At 73.6% G+C, this 20,381-nt stretch carries 18 protein-coding genes; 9 read left to right on the top strand and 9 right to left on the bottom strand.

What is annotated here, in order from left to right; all coding sequences use genetic code 11:
• Positions 1-40: 40 nt before the first annotated feature.
• Positions 41-1,843 carry an ABC transporter ATP-binding protein gene (locus B100_RS0113505; protein WP_024884974.1) on the bottom strand — a complete coding sequence of 601 codons (1,803 nt, stop codon included), beginning with the start codon at positions 1,841-1,843 and terminating at the stop codon, positions 41-43.
• A 176-nt stretch (positions 1,844-2,019) separates the two neighbouring features.
• Between B100_RS0113505 and B100_RS0113500 the strand changes: the two genes are divergently transcribed.
• The 5 genes from B100_RS0113500 to B100_RS0113480 all read left to right on the top strand — a co-directional run bounded on the left by B100_RS0113500 (position 2,020) and on the right by B100_RS0113480 (position 7,652).
• Entirely contained in the window at positions 2,020-2,496 is a 477-nt protein-coding gene (locus tag B100_RS0113500; protein ID WP_024884973.1) for a MarR family transcriptional regulator, read from the top strand.
• A gap of 410 nt (positions 2,497-2,906) precedes the next feature.
• Positions 2,907-4,748, top strand: a complete 1,842-nt coding sequence (locus B100_RS0113495; RefSeq protein WP_024884972.1) for an ABC transporter ATP-binding protein — start codon at positions 2,907-2,909, stop codon at positions 4,746-4,748.
• A complete protein-coding gene (locus tag B100_RS0113490; RefSeq protein WP_024884971.1) occupies positions 4,745-6,526 on the top strand; it encodes an ABC transporter ATP-binding protein in 1,782 nt (593 codons plus the stop codon). Before B100_RS0113495 ends, B100_RS0113490 begins: the two co-directional genes overlap by 4 nt.
• Before the next feature lie 349 nt (positions 6,527-6,875).
• Positions 6,876-7,346, top strand: coding sequence for a DUF5709 domain-containing protein (locus tag B100_RS0113485; protein WP_024884970.1), 471 nt, complete (start codon positions 6,876-6,878; stop codon positions 7,344-7,346).
• 51 nt (positions 7,347-7,397) lie between these two features.
• Positions 7,398-7,652 carry a type B 50S ribosomal protein L31 gene (locus B100_RS0113480; protein ID WP_024884969.1) on the top strand — a complete coding sequence of 85 codons (255 nt, stop codon included), beginning with the start codon at positions 7,398-7,400 and terminating at the stop codon, positions 7,650-7,652.
• Positions 7,653-7,672: 20 nt separating this feature from the next.
• Here B100_RS0113480 and B100_RS0113475 read toward each other — a convergent pair whose 3' ends face one another.
• Complete coding sequence (locus B100_RS0113475) at positions 7,673-8,467, bottom strand: metal-dependent hydrolase (RefSeq protein WP_024884968.1); 795 nt, start codon at positions 8,465-8,467, stop codon at positions 7,673-7,675.
• A gap of 145 nt (positions 8,468-8,612) precedes the next feature.
• On the opposite strand from B100_RS0113475, the gene B100_RS0113470 reads away from it, so the two are divergent.
• Both B100_RS0113470 and B100_RS0113465 read left to right on the top strand, forming a co-directional pair.
• The gene (locus tag B100_RS0113470) at positions 8,613-11,126 is read left to right on the top strand and encodes a DEAD/DEAH box helicase (RefSeq protein ID WP_024884967.1); all 2,514 of its coding nucleotides are present in this window, start codon (positions 8,613-8,615) and stop codon (positions 11,124-11,126) included.
• 19 nt (positions 11,127-11,145) lie between these two features.
• Positions 11,146-12,012, top strand: a complete 867-nt coding sequence (locus tag B100_RS0113465; protein WP_024884966.1) for an acyl-CoA thioesterase — start codon at positions 11,146-11,148, stop codon at positions 12,010-12,012.
• Between the two features lie 25 nt (positions 12,013-12,037).
• Here the strand turns inward: B100_RS0113465 and B100_RS0113460 are convergent, their stop codons facing one another.
• Together B100_RS0113460 and B100_RS0113455 are read right to left on the bottom strand one after the other, a co-directional pair.
• Positions 12,038-13,108: a DUF6397 family protein gene (locus B100_RS0113460; RefSeq protein ID WP_037722745.1), complete on the bottom strand. Its 1,071-nt coding sequence runs from the start codon at positions 13,106-13,108 to the stop codon at positions 12,038-12,040.
• Between the two features lie 131 nt (positions 13,109-13,239).
• Entirely contained in the window at positions 13,240-13,647 is a 408-nt protein-coding gene (locus B100_RS0113455) for a roadblock/LC7 domain-containing protein (RefSeq protein WP_024884964.1), read from the bottom strand.
• 114 nt (positions 13,648-13,761) lie between these two features.
• Between B100_RS0113455 and B100_RS0113450 the strand changes: the two genes are divergently transcribed.
• Positions 13,762-14,190, top strand: a complete 429-nt coding sequence (locus B100_RS0113450; protein ID WP_024884963.1) for a PPOX class F420-dependent oxidoreductase — start codon at positions 13,762-13,764, stop codon at positions 14,188-14,190.
• Positions 14,191-14,237: 47 nt separating this feature from the next.
• Here the strand turns inward: B100_RS0113450 and B100_RS0113445 are convergent, their stop codons facing one another.
• From B100_RS0113445 to B100_RS0113425, 5 genes are all read right to left on the bottom strand, one after another.
• Entirely contained in the window at positions 14,238-14,843 is a 606-nt protein-coding gene (locus B100_RS0113445) for an ATP/GTP-binding protein (RefSeq protein ID WP_024884962.1), read from the bottom strand.
• A gap of 110 nt (positions 14,844-14,953) precedes the next feature.
• Positions 14,954-15,295, bottom strand: coding sequence for a DUF742 domain-containing protein (locus tag B100_RS33925; protein ID WP_051489987.1), 342 nt, complete (start codon positions 15,293-15,295; stop codon positions 14,954-14,956).
• Between the two features lie 418 nt (positions 15,296-15,713).
• Entirely contained in the window at positions 15,714-16,151 is a 438-nt protein-coding gene (locus B100_RS0113435) for a roadblock/LC7 domain-containing protein (protein WP_024884960.1), read from the bottom strand.
• On the bottom strand, positions 16,148-18,706 hold the full coding sequence (locus B100_RS0113430; protein WP_024884959.1) for a nitrate- and nitrite sensing domain-containing protein: 2,559 nt from the start codon (positions 18,704-18,706) through the stop codon (positions 16,148-16,150). Before B100_RS0113430 ends, B100_RS0113435 begins: the two co-directional genes overlap by 4 nt.
• A gap of 55 nt (positions 18,707-18,761) precedes the next feature.
• Positions 18,762-19,535, bottom strand: coding sequence for an MHYT domain-containing protein (locus B100_RS0113425; RefSeq protein ID WP_024884958.1), 774 nt, complete (start codon positions 19,533-19,535; stop codon positions 18,762-18,764).
• Between the two features lie 149 nt (positions 19,536-19,684).
• On the opposite strand from B100_RS0113425, the gene B100_RS0113420 reads away from it, so the two are divergent.
• Positions 19,685-20,284 (top strand): class I SAM-dependent methyltransferase, encoded by a 600-nt coding sequence (locus B100_RS0113420; RefSeq protein ID WP_024884957.1) that lies wholly within the window; start codon positions 19,685-19,687, stop codon positions 20,282-20,284.
• Positions 20,285-20,381 lie beyond the last annotated feature (97 nt).

Raw genomic sequence — 20,381 nt, 5'->3', positions numbered from 1 at the left:
GGCACGGTAACCCGCATACCGCCCCAAACCCGGCATATCTTCATCTTGTCGGCTCCAGTCGGGCGTCCCTGCGCACAAGGGCCGCGTAACGCCCGTCGCGCTCCAGCAGCTCCTCGTGGGTGCCCCGTTCGACCACGCGGCCGGAGTCGAGGACGGCGATCTGGTCGGCGCCGCGGACGGTGGACAGCCGGTGGGCGATGGTGATCGTGGTGCGGTCGGCCGACAGCGCGTCGATGGCCGCCTGCACCGCCGCCTCGGTACGGGTGTCCAGCGCGCTGGTGGCCTCGTCGAGCACCAGCACGGGAGGGTCGCGCAGGATGGTCCGGGCGATCGCCAGGCGCTGCTTCTCACCACCGGAGAAGCGGTGGCCGCGCTCGCCCACGACGGTGTCGTACCCGTCGGGAAGTGCGGCGATGTGGTCGTGGATCTGGGCGGCCTTCGCCGCCGCGTGCAGTTCCTCGTCGGTGGCGTCCGGCTTGGCGAAGCGCAGGTTGTCCGCGACCGTGGCATGGAAGAGGTACGTCTCCTGCGAGACGACGCCCACCGCGCGGGCCAGGGTGTCGAAGTCCAGGTCGCGGACGTCGACGCCGTCGAGGGTGACCCGGCCGCCCGTGACGTCGTACAGCCTCGGGACCAGGTGACCGAGGGTGGACTTGCCGGCGCCGGTCGGGCCGACGACGGCGAGGCTTCCGCCCGGCGGGACGGTGAGGTCGATGCCGTCGAGCACGGGGCCGCCCTTGCCGTCGTAGTCGAACGAGACCTTTTCGAAGCGGACCTCGCCCTTGACCCGGTCGAGGCGCACCGGGTCCGCGCGCTCGGTGATGTCGACGGGCAGGTCGAGGTACTCGAAGATGCGCTGGAAGAGGGCGAGCGAGGTCTGGATCTGCACGCCCGTGGACAGCAGACTCACCGCCGGGCGGAACAGGCCCTGCTGGAGCGAGACGAAGGCGACGATCGTGCCGATCGACACCCCGGGGCCTCCCGAGTGCAGGGCGAGGCCGGCCGTCCAGTAGATGACCGCGGGCATGGCGGCCATGACGATCGTGATGACCGCCATCCGCCAGCGGCCGGCCATGTTCGACCGCACCTCCAGGTCGACAAGGCGCTCGGACTCCTCCGCGAAGGCGGCGGTGAGGGAGTCGGAGCGGCCCATGGTGCGGCCGAGCAGGATGCCGCTGACAGAGAGCGACTCGGTGACCGTGGCCGCCATCGCGGCCATCTGCTTCTGGCGCCGGGTGGTGATCTTCCTGCGTTCGTTGCCGACGCGACGGCTGATCCACACGAAGACCGGCAGCAGGACCAGCGACACCACCGTCAGCCGCCAGTCGAGCGCGAGCATCGCCACCACGGTGGCGACCACGCTGGTGAGGTTGGAGACCAGGGAGGTCGCCGTCGAGGTGACGGTGGCCTGCATGCCGCCGATGTCGTTGGCGATGCGGGACTGGACCTCGCCGGTGCGGGTCCGGGTGAAGAAGGCGAGCGACATGCGCTGCAGCCGGCCGTAGACGGCGGTGCGCAGGTCGTGCATGACGCGCTGGCCCACGGTCGTCGAGATCAGGGTCTGCAGCACCCCGAACACACTGGTGAGCACCGCGCTGAGGATCATGCCGAGCGCGAGCAGGCTCAGCAGGCCGGTACGGCCCTGGGGCAGGGCCACGTCGAGGATCGCCTTCAGCAGGAAGGGTGTGGCGACGGAGACGAGCGAGGCCGCTCCGACGAGCAGTCCGACGATCGCGAGGCGGCCCCGGTAGGGGCGGAACAGTCTCAGGATGCGCCGCACCTGCCGGGGTTCCTTCTCGGCTCCGGCGGGTGGGGTCCAGGCGGGTACGTGGTCGGGGTGCATGGTCTCCTTCGGGCCGGATCCGGGGGCCGGGGCGGCCCCGCCGGTGGGCGGATTCTGCGAGGCGGACAGGGTCCTGGGAGCGGCCCGCGTCCAGTGTGCGGGCCGCGCTCTGGAAGCGGACCCTGCTCATTGTTACCTATATTCACAATGAACGATGTCCTGATATTGTTCCGGGCATGACCGCCCCCGACCCCGACGGCCTGCTGGCCGAGCAGTTGCTCCGGCTCACCCGCCGGGTGCACCGCATTCAAAAGCGGCATCTGGAGCGGCGCGAGCTCGGCATCACTCCTGCCCAGTCCCGGCTGCTGCGCACCCTCGCGCACTACGGGTCGCCGCCGCGCATGGCCGACCTCGCGGAGCGGCTGGAGGTGGTGCCCCGCGCCGTGACCAGCCTGGTCGACGGGCTGGAGGCGCACGGCAAGGTGCGGCGGGTCCCCGATCCGGCCAACCGGCGGGTGATCCGCATCGAGCTCACCGACGACGGACGCGCGGCGCTGCGGGAACTGCGCGCGGCGCGCCGGGCGGCGGCGGAGGAGATCCTCGCCCCGCTGGGCGAGCGGGAGCGGGAGCTGCTCGGCGAGCTGATGAACACCCTGGTGGACGGCCCGGCCGCGCCGCCCTGCGCGGAGGGGCCGGCGAGGGAGGCCGGCTGACGCCTGAGGGACGGGGGCCGCCGGTCGGCCCCGGGGTTCGCGGGCCGGGACCGGGGTTTGGGGGGACCGGGGTCCGAGGTTCAGGTCCGATCCCAGGGTTCATGGTCCGGGTCCTGGGTCCGGTCCGGGGTCCATGTCCGGGGCCCGGGGTCCATGTCCGGGGTCCTGTTCGCATCCGAGTTCGGGGCCCGGGGTCCGCGTCCGGGGTCCGCGGTTCGGGGCCCAAGGCCCGGGTTCGGGGTGCAGGGTTCGGGTCCGAGGTCCGGGGTCGGAGTTGAGGCCGGGCTCGGCTGCGGGCGGTGGCCGGGAAAAACCGGTTGCCCGGCGGTGGGCGACGGAGCCAACCTGTCACGGTTTGCTGCCGCCGTCCGCGGGCGGACCGCAGCCCCTGATCGAGCCCCTGGGACGCCATGCAGATCCAAGACCTTCCGTATGCCGATCCGGGCGTGCCCGACGCGCGCTCGGGCCCCCGATTCCTGCGGTGGCTCTTCCGCAACCAGCTGACCGGCCAGCTGAAGGCGCTGGCCTGGGGCCTGCTGCACTTCCTCTCCGTGGCCTCGCTGCCGTTCTGCATCGGTGTCGCCGTCCAGGCCGCGGTCGACCGCTCCGGCGGCCGGCTCGCGCTGGCCGGCGGCCTGATGGCGCTGGCCGGCGCGGGCGTCGCGGTCGGCGACACCTTCCTGCACCGCGCCGCCGTCACCAACTGGATCACCGCCGCCGCCCGGGTGCAGCAGCTGCTGGGCCGCAAGGCCGCCGTGCTGGGCTCCGTACTGACCCGGCGGGTGGCCGCGGGCGAGGTCGTCGCCGTCTCCACCGGTGACGTGGAGAAGATCGGCTGGTTCGTGGAGGCCGTGTCGCGGTTCACCGCCGCCGCGGTCACCATCGTCGTCGTCACCGTCGGCCTCCTCGTCTACGAGCCCGCCCTGGGTGTCGTCGTCGCCGCGGGACTGCCCGTGCTGGCGCTCGCGGTGCTGCCGCTGCTGCCCCGGGCCACCCGGCGCGCGGACGTCCAGCGCGAGAAGGCCGGGCGGGCCACCGAGCTCGCCTCGGACACCGTCGCCGGGCTGCGGGTGCTGCGCGGTATCGGCGGCGAGGACCTCTTCCTCGACCGGTACCGGCGCGCCTCGCAGGAGGTCCGCCACGCCGCCGTGCGCAGCGCGCGCATGTGGTCGCTGATCGCCGCCGTCCAGGTGCTGCTGCCGGGACTGCTGCTGGTCACGGTGGTCTGGTACGGCGTCCACCTTGCCCGCGAGGGCCGGATCACCGTCGGTGAACTGGTCACCGTCTACAGCTCGGTGATGCTCCTTACGTTCCCTCTGCGCCATTTCGAGGAAATCGCGATGGCCTACTCCTTCTCGCGTCCCTCGGCCAGGCGGGCCGCGCGGGTGCTGGCGCTGGAGCGGGCCACGGACACCGGCGGGACGCGTCCCGCCGAGGTGCCGGCCGGCGACCTGTACGACCCGGAGACCGGGCTGCTCGCCCTCGCCGGCCGGCTCACCGCCGTGGTGTGCGGGGACCCGGACGCGGCGGGACGGCTGGCCGAACGGCTCGGCGGACACGCCACGCAGGAGGGCGGCGCGGTGCTGCTCGGCGGGGTGCCCCTGGACGAACTGCCTCTGGACAGCGCCCGCACGGCCGTCCTGGTGCAGGACAAGGATCCCGTGCTGCTCTCCGGCGCGCTCCGGGACCTGTTCGACGTGCCCGCGTCCGGTGCGGTCGCCCCGGAGGCGGCGCTGGACGCCGCGCAGTGCGGAGACGTGCTGGCCGCACTGGTACAAGGGTCGCTGGGCGCCGAGGACCCGATGGACGCCCGCATCACCGAACGCGGCCGGTCGCTCTCCGGCGGGCAGCGGCAGCGGCTCGCGCTCGCCCGGTCGCTGGTCACGGACCCGGAGGTGCTCGTCCTGGACGAACCGACCTCGGCCGTCGACTCCCACACGGAGGCCCGCATCGCCCGGGGCGTGCGCGACCTGCGGGCCGGCCGGACCACTGTGGTGTTCACCTCCTCCCCGCTGCTCCTGGACCGCGCCGACCGGGTGGTGTTCCTGCACGGCGACACCGTCGTGGCGGTCGGCGACCACCGGGAGCTGGTGCGCACCGAGCCTCGCTACCGGGCCGTGGTGACCCGCGAGACCGAGGACGCGACCGCGTCCGCCGGGCGCGACAGCGAGGACGGCGGGCCGCGCGCGGACAAGGTCCCGGACGGCCTGGAGCGACTGGAAGAACTCGAAGAGATCGAGGAGACGGCATGATCGGCGTGGCGCCACCGGCGTACGACCCGGCGGCTCCGACCGCGGCCAGCACGCTGCCGGTGGGGGCGCCCGCGACCGTGCGCGCGTACGTGAGCGAGCTGCTGCGCCGGCACCGGCGCGCCTTCGTGCTGCTGATCACCGTGAACACGGTGGCCGTGATCGCCTCCATGGTCGGCCCGTATCTCCTGGGCGGACTCGTGGAGCGGGTCTCGGAAGACGCGCGGGAGCTGCACCTGGGGCTGACCGCCTCGCTGTTCGTGGCCGCCCTGGTCGTTCAGGCGGCCTTCGTGCGGCAGGTGCGGCTGCGGGGGGCGATGCTCGGCGAACGGATGCTGGCGGACCTGCGCGAGGACTTCCTGGTGCGGTCGGTCGGGCTGCCGCCGGGCGTGCTGGAGCGGGCGGGCACCGGTGACCTGCTGTCGCGGATCACGACCGACATCGACCGGCTCGGCAACGCGATGCGCGAGGCCGTGCCGCAGCTCGCGATCGGTGTGGTGTGGGCGGCCCTGCTGCTGGGCGGCCTGGTCGTGACGGCGCCCGAGCTGGCACCCGCGGTGCTGGTGGCGGTACCGCTTCTGGTGGCCGGGTGCCGCTGGTACTTCCGCAGGGCGCCGGGCGCCTACCGCTCGGAGGCGGCGGGATACGCGGCGGTGGCCGCCGCGCTCGCCGAGACGGTGGACGCCGGGCGGACGGTGGAGGCGCACCGCCTGGGTCCTCGCCGCATCGCGCTGACCGACCGGCGGGTCGAGGAGTGGACGGCGTGGGAGCGCTACACGCTGTGGCTGCGCTCGGTGCTGTTCCCGGTCATCAACCTCACCCATGTCACGGTGCTCGGCTCGGTCCTGATGATCGGCGGGGTGTTCGTGCTGCGGGGGTGGATCGACGTCGGTCAGCTGACGACGGCCGCGCTGATCGCGCAGATGCTGGTGGACCCGGTCGGGCTGATCCTGCGCTGGTACGACGAACTGCAGGTCGCCCAGGTGTCGCTGGCCCGGCTGGTCGGCGTACGGGACATCGAGCCCGACGCCGGGGACCCGGACGTGACCCCCGACGGGCGCCGGGTGCACGCGGACGGCGTGCACTTCGGCTACCGGGAGGGGGTGGACGTCCTGCGCACGGTCTCCCTGGAGGTTCCGCCGGGCACCCGGCTGGCCCTGGTGGGCCCCTCGGGCGCGGGCAAGTCGACGCTGGGCCGGCTGCTCGCGGGGATCTACGCGCCCCGGGAGGGGCGGGTCACCCTCGGCGACGCGGAGTTGTCCCGGATGACCGCGGAACGGGTCCGCTCCCACGTGGCCCTGGTCAACCAGGAGCACCACGTGTTCGTCGGCTCCCTGCGCGACAACCTGCGGCTGGCCCGCACCGACGCCGCAGACGCCGAGCTGTGGGCGGCGCTCGGGGCGGTCGACGCCGACGGGTGGGCGCGGGCGCTGGAGGACGGCCTCGACACCGAGGTCGGCTCGGGCGGGTTCGCCCTCACCCCGGCGCAGGCGCAGCAGATCGCGCTGGCCCGGCTGGTGCTGGCCGACCCGCACACGCTGGTCCTGGACGAGGCGACCTCGCTGCTCGACCCCCGTGCGGCGCGTCACCTGGAGCGCTCCCTGGCCCGGGTCCTGGACGGGCGGACCGTCGTCGCCATCGCCCACCGGCTGCACACCGCCCATGACGCGGACGTGATCGCCGTCGTGGAGGACGGCCGCATCGCCGAACTGGGCAGCCACGACGAGCTGGTCGCCGCGGACGGGGCGTACGCGGCCCTGTGGCGCTCCTGGCACGGCTGACGGCTCGGCCCGGGGGGGCCGCCGGTTCCGGGACGCACCCGGGACCGGCGGCCCCCGGGCGTTCCGGCCCCTGTGCGCGCATGGCGGGGCCCTCGGCGCCCGCACCCTTTCGGACGGCACCCCCACGCGGGCGGTGCCGGTCCGATGTCGTCCGGACCCCGGTGCGCGCGGGGCGTGGTGGTGCGTGGCGTTGCGGGGTGGGGAGATCCGGTGGAAGGCTGTAACCAGGCATCGGTTCGGGGAGCGCCCGACGCCCGGCGTACCGGGCACGGGCGGCCGCGGTGCCCGTGGACCCGGCCCGGTACGGGCCGCGGCGGGCAAGGGCCCGCCCCACCCCCTGGAGGTGTCCGTGAACAGCGGTGACGGTTGGGGAGACGACGTCTACCAGCCCGACGCGTCCGAGATTCAGGACGACGCCGGCCTGCTGGACGCCGAGGACACGCTGGAGACCGACGGTGTCGACGATCCCCTCGACCGGGGCTGGTCCCCTCCGGAGCGGCCCTGGGCCGTGGAGCACCACGGCGTGACCGCGGCCGAGCGGCACGACGGCGAGACGCTGGACCAGCGGCTGGCGGAGGAGCTGCCGGACCTGCGGACGGCGGACGGCGACGACCTCGGTGATTCCTCCGGCACCGACGGGGAACTCCTGGACAACGAGGTCGGTGCGGCACGCTCCGGCCGGCTCGTCGCCCCCGACGAAGGGGTGCACGAGGACGAGGAGGAGGCGCTGGTCGCCAGCGACGTCGGCATCGACGGGGCCGCCTCCTCCGCCGAGGAGGCCGCCATGCACGTCGTCGACGAGGACACCCTGCCCGGCTGACCCCGCCGCGCCCCGCCACGAGCGAGGGCCCCAGCCGCCCGAGGAGCACCCATGCAGAAGGACAAGCACCCCGACTACCGTCCGGTCGTCTTCCGCGACCGGGCCGCCGGATACGCCTTCCTCACCCGGTCCACCGCGACCAGCGAGCAGACCATCGAGTGGGACGACGGCGAGACCTACCCGGTGGTGGACGTGGAGATCTCCTCGGAGAGCCACCCGTTCTACACGGGCAAGGCCAGGACCGTGGACACCGAGGGCCGCGTCGCCCGCTTCGAGCGCCGGTACGGCGGTGAGAGCTCCGGCTGAGCGCGCCCGCGCCGGCCCGTTCAGATCACGTTGAGCGCCGCAGCGCAGCCCACTCCGCCGAGCACCATGAACACCGGCATCAGGACCTTCAGCTCCACCCAGCTGCCCGCCCGGAACCGCATCCCCTTCGGCGGGCCGATCGGGTACCAGCGCCTGCGGCCCACCGGTATGGGCCACAGGATCGGGCAGCCGGAGACGGTGAGCGCGTCCCCGATGTCGTGCACCAGCGCGCCCAGAATGATCGGCAGGCCGAGCCACAGGTACTCCTGCCCCGGCTCGGTGAACAGCCAGCTCGCGCCCTGGCCCGGTTCGTCGAGGATACCGGCGATGATCCACGCGCTGGCCGCCGCCAGCAGCCACACCAGCACGTCGCTGCTGGAGCCGCGCGTCGCCCGCCACAGCAGACCCTCGATCGCCAGCACCATGTGCACGAAGAGGATGGCCAGCACGGCCCAGCGGCCGCCGGTTATCGCCAGGGCCGAGGTGCCGGCACCGATGAGGACCGCCCACAGCCAGGTGTGGGTCAGCGTGCGGTGCCCGCCCGAGCGACGGGGGTCGCCCTTCTTCTTCGTCGCCTTGTAGACGGCGTAGGAGAGCTTGTCGACGATCTCGCACAGCCAGCGGGACACGGGTCCGAAGGACCGCGAGATGGTGGCCGCCTTGTGGTCCAGGTCCGGGGCGAGCGCCGCACCGGCACAGATCAGCGCACCGGCCAGCAGGACCGGCCAGGGCATGGGGTGTCCGGCCGCGGCCGTCGCCGCGCCGACCCCGAGCCAGGCGGCGGCGCCCGACAGTGAGTGTGCTGGTCCCATCATCGCCTGTGCCCGCCCCATTCCTCTTGTGCCGCCGCCCGGTTGACCGGGTGCGTCGACGCCGCGCCGGCGACACAGCGTAGCGGTAGTGATCTTCGGGCCGACAGCCGATTCCCGCATCGGGTGCGCGGGCAGGCAAGATGGGGTGGTGACCCTCATCGATCAGCTGCCGCCGACCGCCGACCCCGACGCCCTGTACGAAGCCTTCGAGTCGTGGGCCCAGGAACGCGGTCTCACCCTCTATCCGCACCAGGAGGAGGCGCTGATCGAGGTGGTGTCGGGGGCGAACGTCATCGTCTCGACGCCCACCGGCTCCGGCAAGAGCATGATCGCCGCGGCAGCCCACTTCGCCGCGCTGGCGCGGGACGAGGTCACCTTCTACACGGCCCCCATCAAGGCGCTGGTGTCGGAGAAGTTCTTCGAACTCTGCAAGATCTTCGGCACCGAGAACGTCGGCATGCTCACCGGTGACGCGTCCGTCAACGCCGACGCCCCGGTGATCTGCTGCACCGCCGAGGTGCTCGCCTCGATCGCGCTGCGCGACGGCAAGGACGCCGACGTCGGCCAGGTCGTGATGGACGAGTTCCACTTCTACGCCGAGGGGGACCGCGGCTGGGCCTGGCAGATCCCGCTGCTGGAGCTGCCGCAGGCGCAGTTCGTGCTGATGTCGGCGACGCTCGGCGACGTGTCCTTCTTCGAGAAGGACCTCACCCGGCGCACCGGCCGTCCCACCGCCGTGGTGCGCTCGGCGACCCGGCCCGTGCCACTGTCCTACGAGTACCGCTACACGCCGCTCACCGAGACGCTGACCGATCTGCTCGAGGCCCGGCAGGCGCCGGTGTACATCGTGCACTTCACGCAGGCGCAGGCGGTGGAGCGGGCGCAGGCGCTGATGAGCATCAACATGTGCACGCGGGAGGAGAAGGACCGGATCGCCGACCTGATCGGCAACTTCCGCTTCACCACCAAGTTCGGCCGCAACCTCTCCCGGTACGTGCGGCACGGCATCGGGGTGCACCACGCCGGCATGCTGCCCAAGTACCGGCGCCTGGTGGAGAAGTTGGCGCAGGCGGGTCTGCTGAAGGTCATCTGCGGCACCGACACCCTCGGCGTGGGCGTCAACGTGCCCATCCGTACGGTGCTGTTCACCGCGCTCACCAAGTACGACGGCACCCGCGTGCGCACGCTGCGGGCAAGGGAGTTCCACCAGATCGCGGGGCGCGCCGGGCGGGCCGGCTTCGACACCGAGGGCTTCGTGGTGGCCCAGGCGCCCGAGCACGTCGTCGAGAACGAGAAGGCGCTGGCGAAGGCGGGCGACGACCCGAAGAAGCGCCGAAAGGTCGTGCGCAAGAAGGCTCCCGAGGGGTTCGTCGCCTGGAGCGAGCAGACCTTCGAGAGGCTCATCGGGTCCGAACCGGAGCCGCTGACCTCCCGCTTCCGCGTCACCCACACGATGCTGCTGTCGGTGATCGCCCGGCCCGGCAACGCCTTCGAGGCGATGCGCCGGCTGCTGGAGGACAACCACGAGCCGCGCAAGCAGCAGCTCCGCCACATCCGGCGGGCGATCGCCATCTACCGCTCGCTGCTGGACGGCGGCATCGTCGAGAAGCTCGACCGGCCGGACGCGGAGGGGCGCATCGTCCGCCTCACCGTCGACCTGCAGCAGGACTTCGCGCTGAACCAGCCGCTGTCCACGTTCGCGCTCGCCGCGTTCGAGCTGCTGGACCCCGAGTCGCCGTCGTACGCGCTGGACATGGTGTCCGTGGTGGAGTCCACGCTGGACGACCCGCGCCAGATCCTCGCCGCCCAGCAGAACAAGGCGCGCGGCGAGGCGGTCGCCGCGATGAAGGCCGACGGGGTGGAGTACGAGGAGCGCATGGAGCGGCTCCAGGACATCACCTACCCCAAGCCGCTGGAGGAACTGCTCTTCCACGCCTACAACACGTACCGCAAGAGTCACCCCTGGGTCGGTGACCACCCGCTGTCGCCGAAGTCCGTCGTCCGGGACATGTACGAACGGGCCCTGTCCTTCACGGAGCTGGTGTCCCACTACGAGCTGGCCCGTACCGAGGGCATCGTGCTGCGCTACCTCGCGAGCGCCTACAAGGCGCTGGAGCACACCATCCCGGACGACCTGAAGTCGGAGGACCTGGAGGATCTGATCGCCTGGCTGGGCGAGACGGTGCGTCAGGTGGACTCCAGCCTGTTGGACGAGTGGGAGCAGCTGGCCAACCCGGAGGTGATGACCGCCGAGGAGGCGCAGGAGAAGGCCGACCAGGTCAAGCCGGTGACGGCCAACGCGCGCGCCTTCCGGGTGCTGGTCCGCAACGCCATGTTCCGCCGCGTGGAGCTGGCCGCGCTCGACCAGGTGGACGAGCTGGGCGCGATGGACGCCGAGGCGGGCTGGGACGCCGACGCGTGGGGCGAGGCCATGGACAAGTACTGGGACGAGTACGAGGAGCTCGGCACCGGCCCCGACGCCCGCGGTCCGAAGCTGCTGATCATCGAGGAGCAGCCGGAGAACGGGCTGTGGCGGGTCCGCCAGATCTTCGACGACCCGAACGGCGACCACGACTGGGGCATCAGCGCCGAGGTCGATCTGACCGCCTCCGACGCGGAGGGCCGGGCCGTCGTCCGGGTCACCGCCGTCGGCCAGTTGTGAGCAGAGGAGAAGCGCGCCCATGACGAATCCCGCCGAGAGCCTCGTCGCCCTGCTCGACCTGGAGCAGATCGAGGTCGACATCTTCCGCGGCCGCAGCCCGCAGGAGTCCCTGCAGCGGGTGTTCGGCGGGCAGGTGGCCGGCCAGGCGCTGGTCGCCGCCGGCCGCACCACCGACGGCGACCGTCCGGTGCACTCGCTGCACGCGTACTTCCTACGCCCGGGCCGGCCCGGGGTGCCGATCGTGTACCAGGTGGAGCGCGTGCGGGACGGCAGGTCGTTCACCACCCGCCGGGTCACCGCCGTGCAGCAGGGCCGCACCATCTTCAATTTGACCGCCTCCTTCCACAAGCCTGAACAGGGGAGCTTCGAGCACCAGTTGCCGCCGGCCCGTGAGGTGCCGGACCCCGAGACGCTGCCGACGGTCGCGGACGAGATCCGTGAGCACCTGGGCGCGCTGCCGGAGCAGCTGGAGCGGATGGCGCGCCGTCAGCCGTTCGACATCCGCTACGTCGACCGGCTGCGCTGGAAGCCCGACGAGGTCGAGGGCGCGGAGCCGCGCAGCGCGGTGTGGATGCGCGCGGTCGGTCCGCTCGGGGACGACCCGCTGGTGCACACCTGCGCGCTGACCTACGCCAGCGACATGACGCTGCTGGACGCGGTGCGGATTCCGGTGGAACCGCTGTGGGGCCCGCGCGGGTTCGACATGGCGTCGCTGGACCACGCGATGTGGTTCCACCGGCCGTTCCGGGCGGACGAGTGGTTCCTGTACGACCAGGAGTCACCGATCGCCACGGGTGGCCGCGGTCTGGCCCGCGGCCGGATCTACGACCGGGAGGGCCGGATGCTGGTGTCCGTCGTCCAGGAGGGGTTGTTCCGGGCGCTCTGAGTCACGGGATGCGCTGGGCCGTGGTTCACCGCGCGCCGCGGGTCACCCCGGTTCGCCGGCGCCAGCGGCCTAGCAGGCCGCGGCATCTCCCCCGCCCGGGGCCGGTTGAGGACTTCCGGCGCGCCGGAGCTTCCTGCCCCGCCGGGGTCTGGTGCCGTACCGGGACCGTGGCCGGGGTGGTGCCCGGTGCCGTGCGGTGGGTGGGTAGGGGGCGGTGGGCGGCTGCGGGGCGTTGGGACGCGGGCCGGTGAGGGCCCGGCCGGGGTGCCGGGCGATGCGCACGTGCCTCGTCCGTCAGCCGGGCCAGGTCGGCCCGCAGCCAGTCGATCTCGTCCGCGTCCTGGGCCGTCATGAGGTCCGCTCTCAGCAGCGCGGCCGGTGAGTCGGGGCTGCCGTCCCCGGGCGGCCGTCGGCGGAACCCGTTGAGGTAGGAGCGGTCGTAGGGGTCCTTCACCACCTCCGTCACCCGCGGCGGGTCGAGGAAGGACGCCACGGCCCCGGCGCGGGCCCAGGGGTCGTCGGACTCGCGGAGCAGGAAGCCCAGATGCCGGCTGCGCCAGTTGCGCGGACGCAGGTCGATCCCGGAGTCCAGCAGACCGCGCAGTCCCTCCGGCGTTCGCCCGGTGAGCAGTGGCGTGTTCTTGTCGTCGTCGCCGAACAGCCGCAGCTCGTCGGCGAGATAGAGCCAGACGACGGCGCGGTAGCGGTTCAGGTAGAACGTCACGGGCACCAGCAGTCCGAGCCGCGCCAGACGGGTGAACCGGGACTTGGGTACGTCGAGGAGGTCCGCGCCCTCCGCCGTCCCCACGGCGTGCACGCTGCGGCGGAGGGACTCGGGGAAGCCCGGTCCGGCGCGGAGCCGTTCGATCTCCGCGTGGGCGACCCTCCGCTCCCCCGCGTCCCGTCCGGGCGCCGTGCGGATGCGGCCGAGTCGCACGGCGAGGTCGAACTCGGTGCGCCGCAGGCCGAGTTCCCGGGCCGCACGGCCCGTCGTGACCCAGGTGCCCTCCGCCGGAACGGGCTCGGGTGCCGTGCCACCTACCATGTCGAGTGCCGTGACCGGTCGCGGCGTGGCAGCCGTCTGCTGTCGGGACATGTGCGTCTCCCCCGTCGGTGCGGGCGGCCGGCGCCGGTTGCGCCCGCCTGCCACGGGAAAGACCGTAGCCGCATCGTCACTCAGCGTGGTGAGCCTGTGGACAACCCTCGTCGCGACGACGACGGCACAGGTCAGACGCCCGTCCCCGGTTCCGGTCGCCGGGTGCCGACGTCCAGGTTCTCGCCGACCCGGTTGACGAGCAGCGTCATCTCGTAGGCGATGTGCCCGATGTCCGCCTCGGCTCCGCTGAGCACGCACAGGCAACTGCCGCTGCCGGCGGCCGTGACGAAGAGCACCGCGTCGTCGAACTCGATCATCGTCTGGCGCACCCCGCCCGCCCCGAAGTGCCGCCCCGACCCCTTGGCGAGGCTGTGGAGTCCGGACGACACCGCGGCCAGGTGCTCGGCGTCCTCGCGGCGCAGTCCGGTGCTCGCCCCCGTCACCAGCCCGTCGTTGGACAGGATCAGCGCGTGCCGTACGTGTTCGACGCGTTGGGTCAGGTCGTCCAGCAGCCAGTCGAGTCCCTGGTTCTGGCCCATGTCGTGTGTCTCCCCCTGTTGTCCCCGTGTGTGCCCCGTGTGGCGCCCTCCGTCGGGAGGGTCCCTGCGCCAGCCTTCCCCACGACCGGGCCCCGGGCAAGGAAGATGAGAGCCATGGGACAGAAGATGACCGAGGAAGAGTGGCGGGGATTCGTCTCGTTGGGGACCCGCACCGCCAAACTGGCCACCGTCCGGGCCGACGGCCGCCCGCACCTGGCGCCGATCTGGTTCGTGCTCGACGGGAACGACGTGGTGTTCAACACCGGCGCGCGGACCGTGAAGGGGCGCAACCTGGCCCGGGACGGGCGGATCGCGCTCTGCGTCGACGACGACCGGCCGCCCTTCGCCTACGTGGTGCTGGAGGGCCGGGCGCGGCTGTCGGAGGACCCCGGGGAGCTGCGGCACTGGGCCGCCCGGATCGGCGCGCGGTACATGGGCGAGAAACGCGCCGAGGAGTTCGGGGACCGCAACGGCGTGCCGGGGGAGCTTCTGGTCCGGGTGTCGGTCGACAAGGTCCTGGCGGAGAAGGGCGTGGCGGACTGACAGCGGCCGGCCGGTCCCGCCGCCGACCCGTCGAGCCGGCCGAGCCGTCACCCCACCGAGTCCAGCAGCCGGGCGGTGTGCATGCGCCCCGCGTACTCGACGAGCCGGATCAGCACCTCCTTGCCCGAGTCGCGCTCGCGGGCGTCGCACAGCACCACGGGTGTCCCCTGGTCCAGGTCGAGCGCTCGGCACACGTCGCCCGCGTCGTGCTGCCGGGCGCCCGCGAAGCAGTTGACGGCGACCACGAAGGGGATCTTCCGGTGCTCGAAGTAGTCCACCGCGGGGAAGCAGTCCTCCAGGCGGCGGGTGTCGGCGAGGACCACCGCGCCCAGGGCGCCCTGCGCCAGTTCGTCCCACAGGAACCAGAACCGGTCCTGGCCGGGGGTGCCGAAGAGGTACAGGGACAGCCCGGAGCGAATGGTGATGCGGCCGAAGTCCATGGCGACGGTCGTGGTGACCTTGCGGTCGACGCCCTCGGTGTCGTCCACCGTCCGCCCGGCCTCGCTGAGCAGTTCCTCGGTGCGCAGCGGCCGGATCTCGCTGACCGCGCCCACCAGCGTGGTCTTCCCCACGCCGAATCCGCCGGCGACCAGGATCTTCAGCGCCAGCGCGGTCGTCTCGCCGTCGGGGGCGTCGGGGTGTTCAGGGACCATCGTTCGCTTCTCTCGTGAGGGCCGGCCACGGGGCGCCGGGGACGGGGAGTGGCCGCGGGCCCGGGCGGGCCCGGGCGCGGCATCCGGTGGTGACGAGGGGTGCTCGGCTGCTACAGCGCCCGCAGGCCCGCGATCACCTCGCGGAGCACCCGCTCGTCGGGCAGGTGCGCGGGCGGTACGGGCCGGCTGACGGTGACCCGGCCGCGTTCCAGCAGGTCGCCGAGGAGGACCCGGACCACGCCGACGGGCAGGTCGGCGCCGGCCGCGAGTTCGGCGACGGACTGCGTCTCGGGGCGGCACAGGTCGATCAGGGCGCGGTGCTCCGGGCCGAGCGCCGGGTCACCGGCGGCCGGCGCGGCCGGATCCAGGGTGACGAGGGCGATCAGGTCGAAGCGCACGCCCGACGGGCCGGGTTCGGTGCGCCCCCCGGTCACGGCGTAGGGCCGGACCAGCGGACCGGCCTCGTGGTCGTACCACTGACTGTCCGGTTCGCGCGGGGCGCCCGCATGGGATACCGGCTCGTGCGGGGTGCTCGCATCGCTGCCCGGTTCTTCGTACGGGCTCCCCGCCCAGCCCCGCTCGTGCGGGGTGCCCGCATGGCCGCTCGGCTCCCACGTGATAACCCTCCGGCTGCCCGGTTCGTGCGGGGCGCCCGCACGGCCGCCCAGCTCACGCCACGTGCCCGACCAGCCCCGCTCGTGCGGGGCGCCCGCATGACTGTCCGGTTCGCGCCGGATGCCCATCCAGCTGCCCGGCTCGCGCAGGGCGTCCGAAGGGGGCCCCGGCTCGCGCGGGGCGCCCGCGTGGGGCTCCGGCCCCTGCGGGACGCCCGTCGTGTCCTCCGTCATCTGCTCCGACCGCTTCCTCGTCTCATCCCGCGGCCGGCGGCCGTGCGCCGACGCGCGGGGCGGTGTCCAGGTGTTCGCCCACGCGCCTGACCAGTCGTGCCATCTCGTAGGCCACCAGGCCGATGTCGGCGCTCACGGACGTCAGTACCGCGAGGCAGGACCCCTCCCCCGCGGCGGCCACGAACAGGAAGCCGTCGTCCATCTCGACCATGGTCTGGCGCACGCCGCCCGCGCCGAAGTGCCGGCCCGCGCCCTTGGCGAGGCTGTGGAAGCCGGAGGCGACCGCGGCGAGGTGCTCGGCGTCCTCGCGTGCGAGGCCGCGGGAGGCGCCCATGGCGAGTCCGTCGCCGGACAGCACCACGGCATGGCGGACGTCGCCGACGCGGAGCACCAGGTCGTCGAGCAGCCAGTCGAGTTCGCCGGAGCGCCGGCCGGCGCCGGCGCGGGATTCCTGGATCATGCGGGGTCTCCTTCGGTGCTGGACGGCGCCGTGCCGCGGGCGGTGCCGGGCGGCCGGCCGCCCCCGCGGGTCCAGCCGTCGCGGTAGGCCGTCATGCGGTCCCGTACGCGTTCGGGGGTGCGGTCGTCGGGGCCGTCGTGCCGTACGGGCGGGAGTGTTTCGGGGCGGCCGTCCCGGAGCTGGGGGGCCAGGCTGGCCTGGCGCACGCGGCGGGGCAGGTCGCCGGAGCCGGCCGGCTCCTCGGGGCGGTGCAGGCGCAAGGTGGCGGCTCCCGGGGGGCGGTGGGTGGCGGTGCCGTCGTCCGCCGGACCGGGGTGGGTGCCGGGCCGGCGGAGGGCTGCGTGGTCGGGCGGGTCGGCGACGGGGGCCACCAGGGCGCGCCGGCCGTCGGGTGCGGAGACGGCCGGGGCGGGAACGGCCCGGCGCTGCGGGACGCCGTGGGGCACGCGCGGGTCCGGGTGGTCCTCACGGGGTTCCGCGGCCGGTGTGCCGGGACGTTCCTGCGCGGCCCGGTCGTCGAGCAGCGCGGTGGGGAGCAGGACGACCGCTGTCGTGCCGCCGTAGGGCGACGTCTTCAGGTGCACCTTGATCTCGTGCCGCGCGGCGAGTCTGCTGACCACGAAGAGGCCGAGCCGGTCGCTGTCGAACAGGTCGAGCGCCTCGGACTCGGCGATGCGGCGGTTGGCCTCGGCGAGGGCGTCCTTGCCCATGCCGAGGCCCCGGTCCTCGACCTCGACGGCGTAGCCGTTGCCGACGGGTTCGCCGGAGACGCGCACCCGGGTGTGGGGCGGCGAGAACTGGGCCGCGTTCTCGATGATCTCGGCGAGGAGGTGGGTGAGGTCGGCGACGGCCGCGCCGGTGACGGACGTCTCGGCGAGTTGCCGCACCTCCACGCGCGCGTAGTCCTCGACCTCGGAGACGGCCGCGCGCACCACGTCGGTCAGCGGAACGGGCTTGCGCCAGGCGCGGCCGGGGGCGGCGCCCGACAGGATGATCAGACTCTCCGCGTGGCGCCGCATGCGGGTGGTGAGATGGTCGAGGCGGAAGAGGTCGCTCAGCTCGCCGGGGTCCTCGGAGCGGCGTTCCATGCCGTCCAGGAGATTCAGCTGACGGTGCACCAGGACCTGGCTGCGGCGGGCGAGGTTGACGAAGACGCCGCTGATGCCGCCGGCCAGTTCGGCGCGCTCCACGGCGGCCCGCAGGGCGGCGCGGTGCACGGTGCCGAGGGCCTCGGCGACCTGTCCCGTCTCGTCCTGCGCGGGCGGTCCGGGCGGTGCCTCGGCGTGGATGTCGACCTCGCCGCCGGAGCGCAGCGTGCGCATCGCCTCAGGGAGTTTGCGGTGGGCGATGTCCAGGGCGTCGTCGCGCAGGCCGACCAGTTCGACCACCAGGCCGCGTCCGATGCGGACCGAGATGACCAGGGATGCCGCGGCGGCGAGGAGGCCGAAGAGCACGGCGGCGCCGGCCGGTCCGATCAGCCCGCGCTCGACGGGGTCGGCGCGGTCGGCGACCGACGTCCCCGCCTGACGTCCGACCGTCCGCATGTCCTCTCGCACCCGGGCGTACGCGCCGTCCCAGGTGCTCTCCGACACGGCCTCTGCCGCCCGCACTCCCGGCTCGACGGCGAGGATCTTGTCCTCCGCCGTGTAGAGGACGGCGTAGGAACGGCCGTCGGCGAGCGCGCTCCACGTGGTGCCGGCCGCTCGGGGCAGGTCGGGCGCGGCGGAGGCGGTGAGCGTACGGCGCAGTTCCACGGCGCCGGTGAACAGCCGCAGCCGCTCCCCGGCGAGGCTGCCGTGCAGGCGGGCCGCGGCCAGGACCGCGTCCTCCTGCGCGAGGGCCTCCTCCGCCCGGGAGAACTCGAGCAGTACGCGCGCGTCGGAGCCGAGTTCGGCGTTTTGGATGCCGGTGAGGGCACCGCCCACGCCGAAGGCCGCGGCGATGGTGCCGGTGTAGCGGTCGTACGTCTGCGCCCACCCCGCGCGTCCTTCACGCACCGCCGCGCGCAGGGGGCGCAGGCGCTCGGCGGCGGTGACGAAGGTGTCGAGCCGGTCGGCCACGGCGCGGGGCAGTGCCTGGCCGTCGGCGACGGTGCGGTCCTCGCCGAGCCGCAGGGCGGCCACGGCCCGGTCGGTGCTCCGGGCGAGGCGGGTGAGCTCCGTGTCGCCGACGGCGGCGGTGTCGGAGGAGCGGCGGACGGCGGCGGCCCGCTCCGCCTGGAGGGCGGTGACGGCGGCGGCGACCGGAGTGCGGACGGCGTCGTCGGCGCGCTGCACCTGGCGCAGTCGGGAGACGTCCTGGGCGGTGGTCACGGTGGCGTACCCCCACAGGGCGAGCAGGGAGACGACCGGCACCATCAGCAGGCAGATGATCTTGGCGCGGACGGTCCGGGGGCCGCTCGGTCCGCGCCCGGACGCCACGCCCGCCGGGTCCGGTTCCGCCGAGGACAGCGGCCCTTCGTCGGCCGGTGGTCCGGCGTGCGCGCGCCGGCCGCGTACGGGAGGCGCGGGCGGCGTCTCGGTACGGACGGTCGGGGTCCTCCGGGGTGTGCGCATGGACTCCTCGCTCAAAGGGCGGGCCGAACGGGTGGCGGGCGTCACGGGGGCACGGTCAGGGGGCGGTGTGCTCGACCGGCCGCGGGGCGGAGACGGGAGGGTGGCGTTCCCCGGCCGCCGGGGACAGCGCCACGAAGGCGGAGGTGATGAAGAGATAGGCCCCGAGGCCGACCGCGAGCGGGAACACGAACGACATCGCGCCGGCGCCGGGCAAGGGGTCGCCGGAGGGCGTGACCCGCACGCTGACGGCGAACATCCCCGTGTAGTGCATGCTGCTGACGGCGGCGCCCATGATCAGGGAGGCGACGGTGACCGCGGCCGGGGAGCGGATGGCGAGCGCCGCCCAGAGCGCGGCCGTGGCGGCGGCGACGGCGATGAGGACGGACAGGGCGACCCGCGCGGGGTCGTAGCCGACCTCGCCGTGCAGTCGCACCGCGGCCATGCCCAGGTAGTGCATGCCGGCGACGCCGAGTCCGGTGGTGAGCCCGCCGAGGAGCAGGGCCCTGACCCGGCCGGGATGGTGGCCGACGGCGAACACACCGGCGCAGACGAACAGCATGGCGACCACCAGGCTCACGAGGGTGAGCGGCACGTCGTAGCGGATGTCTGTGCCGCTCACGCCGAAGCCGAGCATGGCCGTGAAGTGCATGGTCCAGATGCCGGTGCCGATCGCCGAGGCGGCGGTGAGGAGCCAGTTGCGCCGCACGCGGCCGGTGGCGGCGAGCGCGCGGACGGTGCAGCGCAGTCCGAGGGCGGCGCCGACGCAGGCCATCGCGTACGACAGCACGGGGGTGAGCCACCCCAGGGTGGCGTGGTCCAGATGTCCCATGACCCGGGGACGCTAGGGGGCGCGAGAGCGCGGAGGGGGCGCGTTTCGAAAGCGGCGCAAAGATGACGCACCGGTGCCGGGGTACGACCGCATCACGGTCGAACGTGTGCACAAGGTGTCGCCGGTTCCGGTGAGGGATCATGCGGGACATGAGCGACGACCACACACATGTGCAGGAGTTCTTCACCGCCCGCGCCGCCGGCTGGGACCGCAGGTTCCCCGACGACGGCCCGGCGTACGCCACCGCGGTCGCCGAGCTCGGGCTGCGCGAGGGCGGCCGGGTTTTGGACGCGGGCTGCGGCACGGGACGGGCGCTGCCCGCCCTGCGCGCGGCCGCGGGCCCGTCCGGCGTGGTGCTGGGCGCCGATCTGACCCCGGCGATGCTGCGGGAGGCGGCGCGGGCCGGGCGGGACGCGGACGGCGCGCTGCTGCTGACGGACGTCGCGGCGCTCCCGTTGCGTCCGTCCTCGCTGGACGCCGTGTTCGCGGCGGGGCTGATCGCGCATCTGCCGCGCCCGGTCGAGAACCTGCGGGAGATCGCGCGTGTGGTGCGCCCCGGCGGGGTGCTCGCCCTGTTCCATCCGATCGGCCGGGCCGCGCTCGCCGCGCGCCAGGGCCGCGAGCTCACACCGGACGATCTGCGTACCGAACCGAACCTGCGCGCGCTGCTGTCGGAGGCGGGCTGGCGCATAACGTCGTACGTCGACGAGGACACCCGGTTCTTGGTGCTGGCGGTGCACGCGGACTGAGCGTGCCCGTTTCCGCCGAGTGGCGGCTTGTCCCCGCCGGGTGGCGGCTTGTCCCCGCCGGGTGGCGGCTTGTCCCCGCCGGGTGGCACCGGCGCTT

It is taken from the genome of Streptomyces sp. CNH189 (assembly GCF_000527195.1).
The sequence above is the reverse complement of the archived record's forward strand: the minus strand, read 5'-3'. Positions and strand labels throughout refer to the sequence as shown.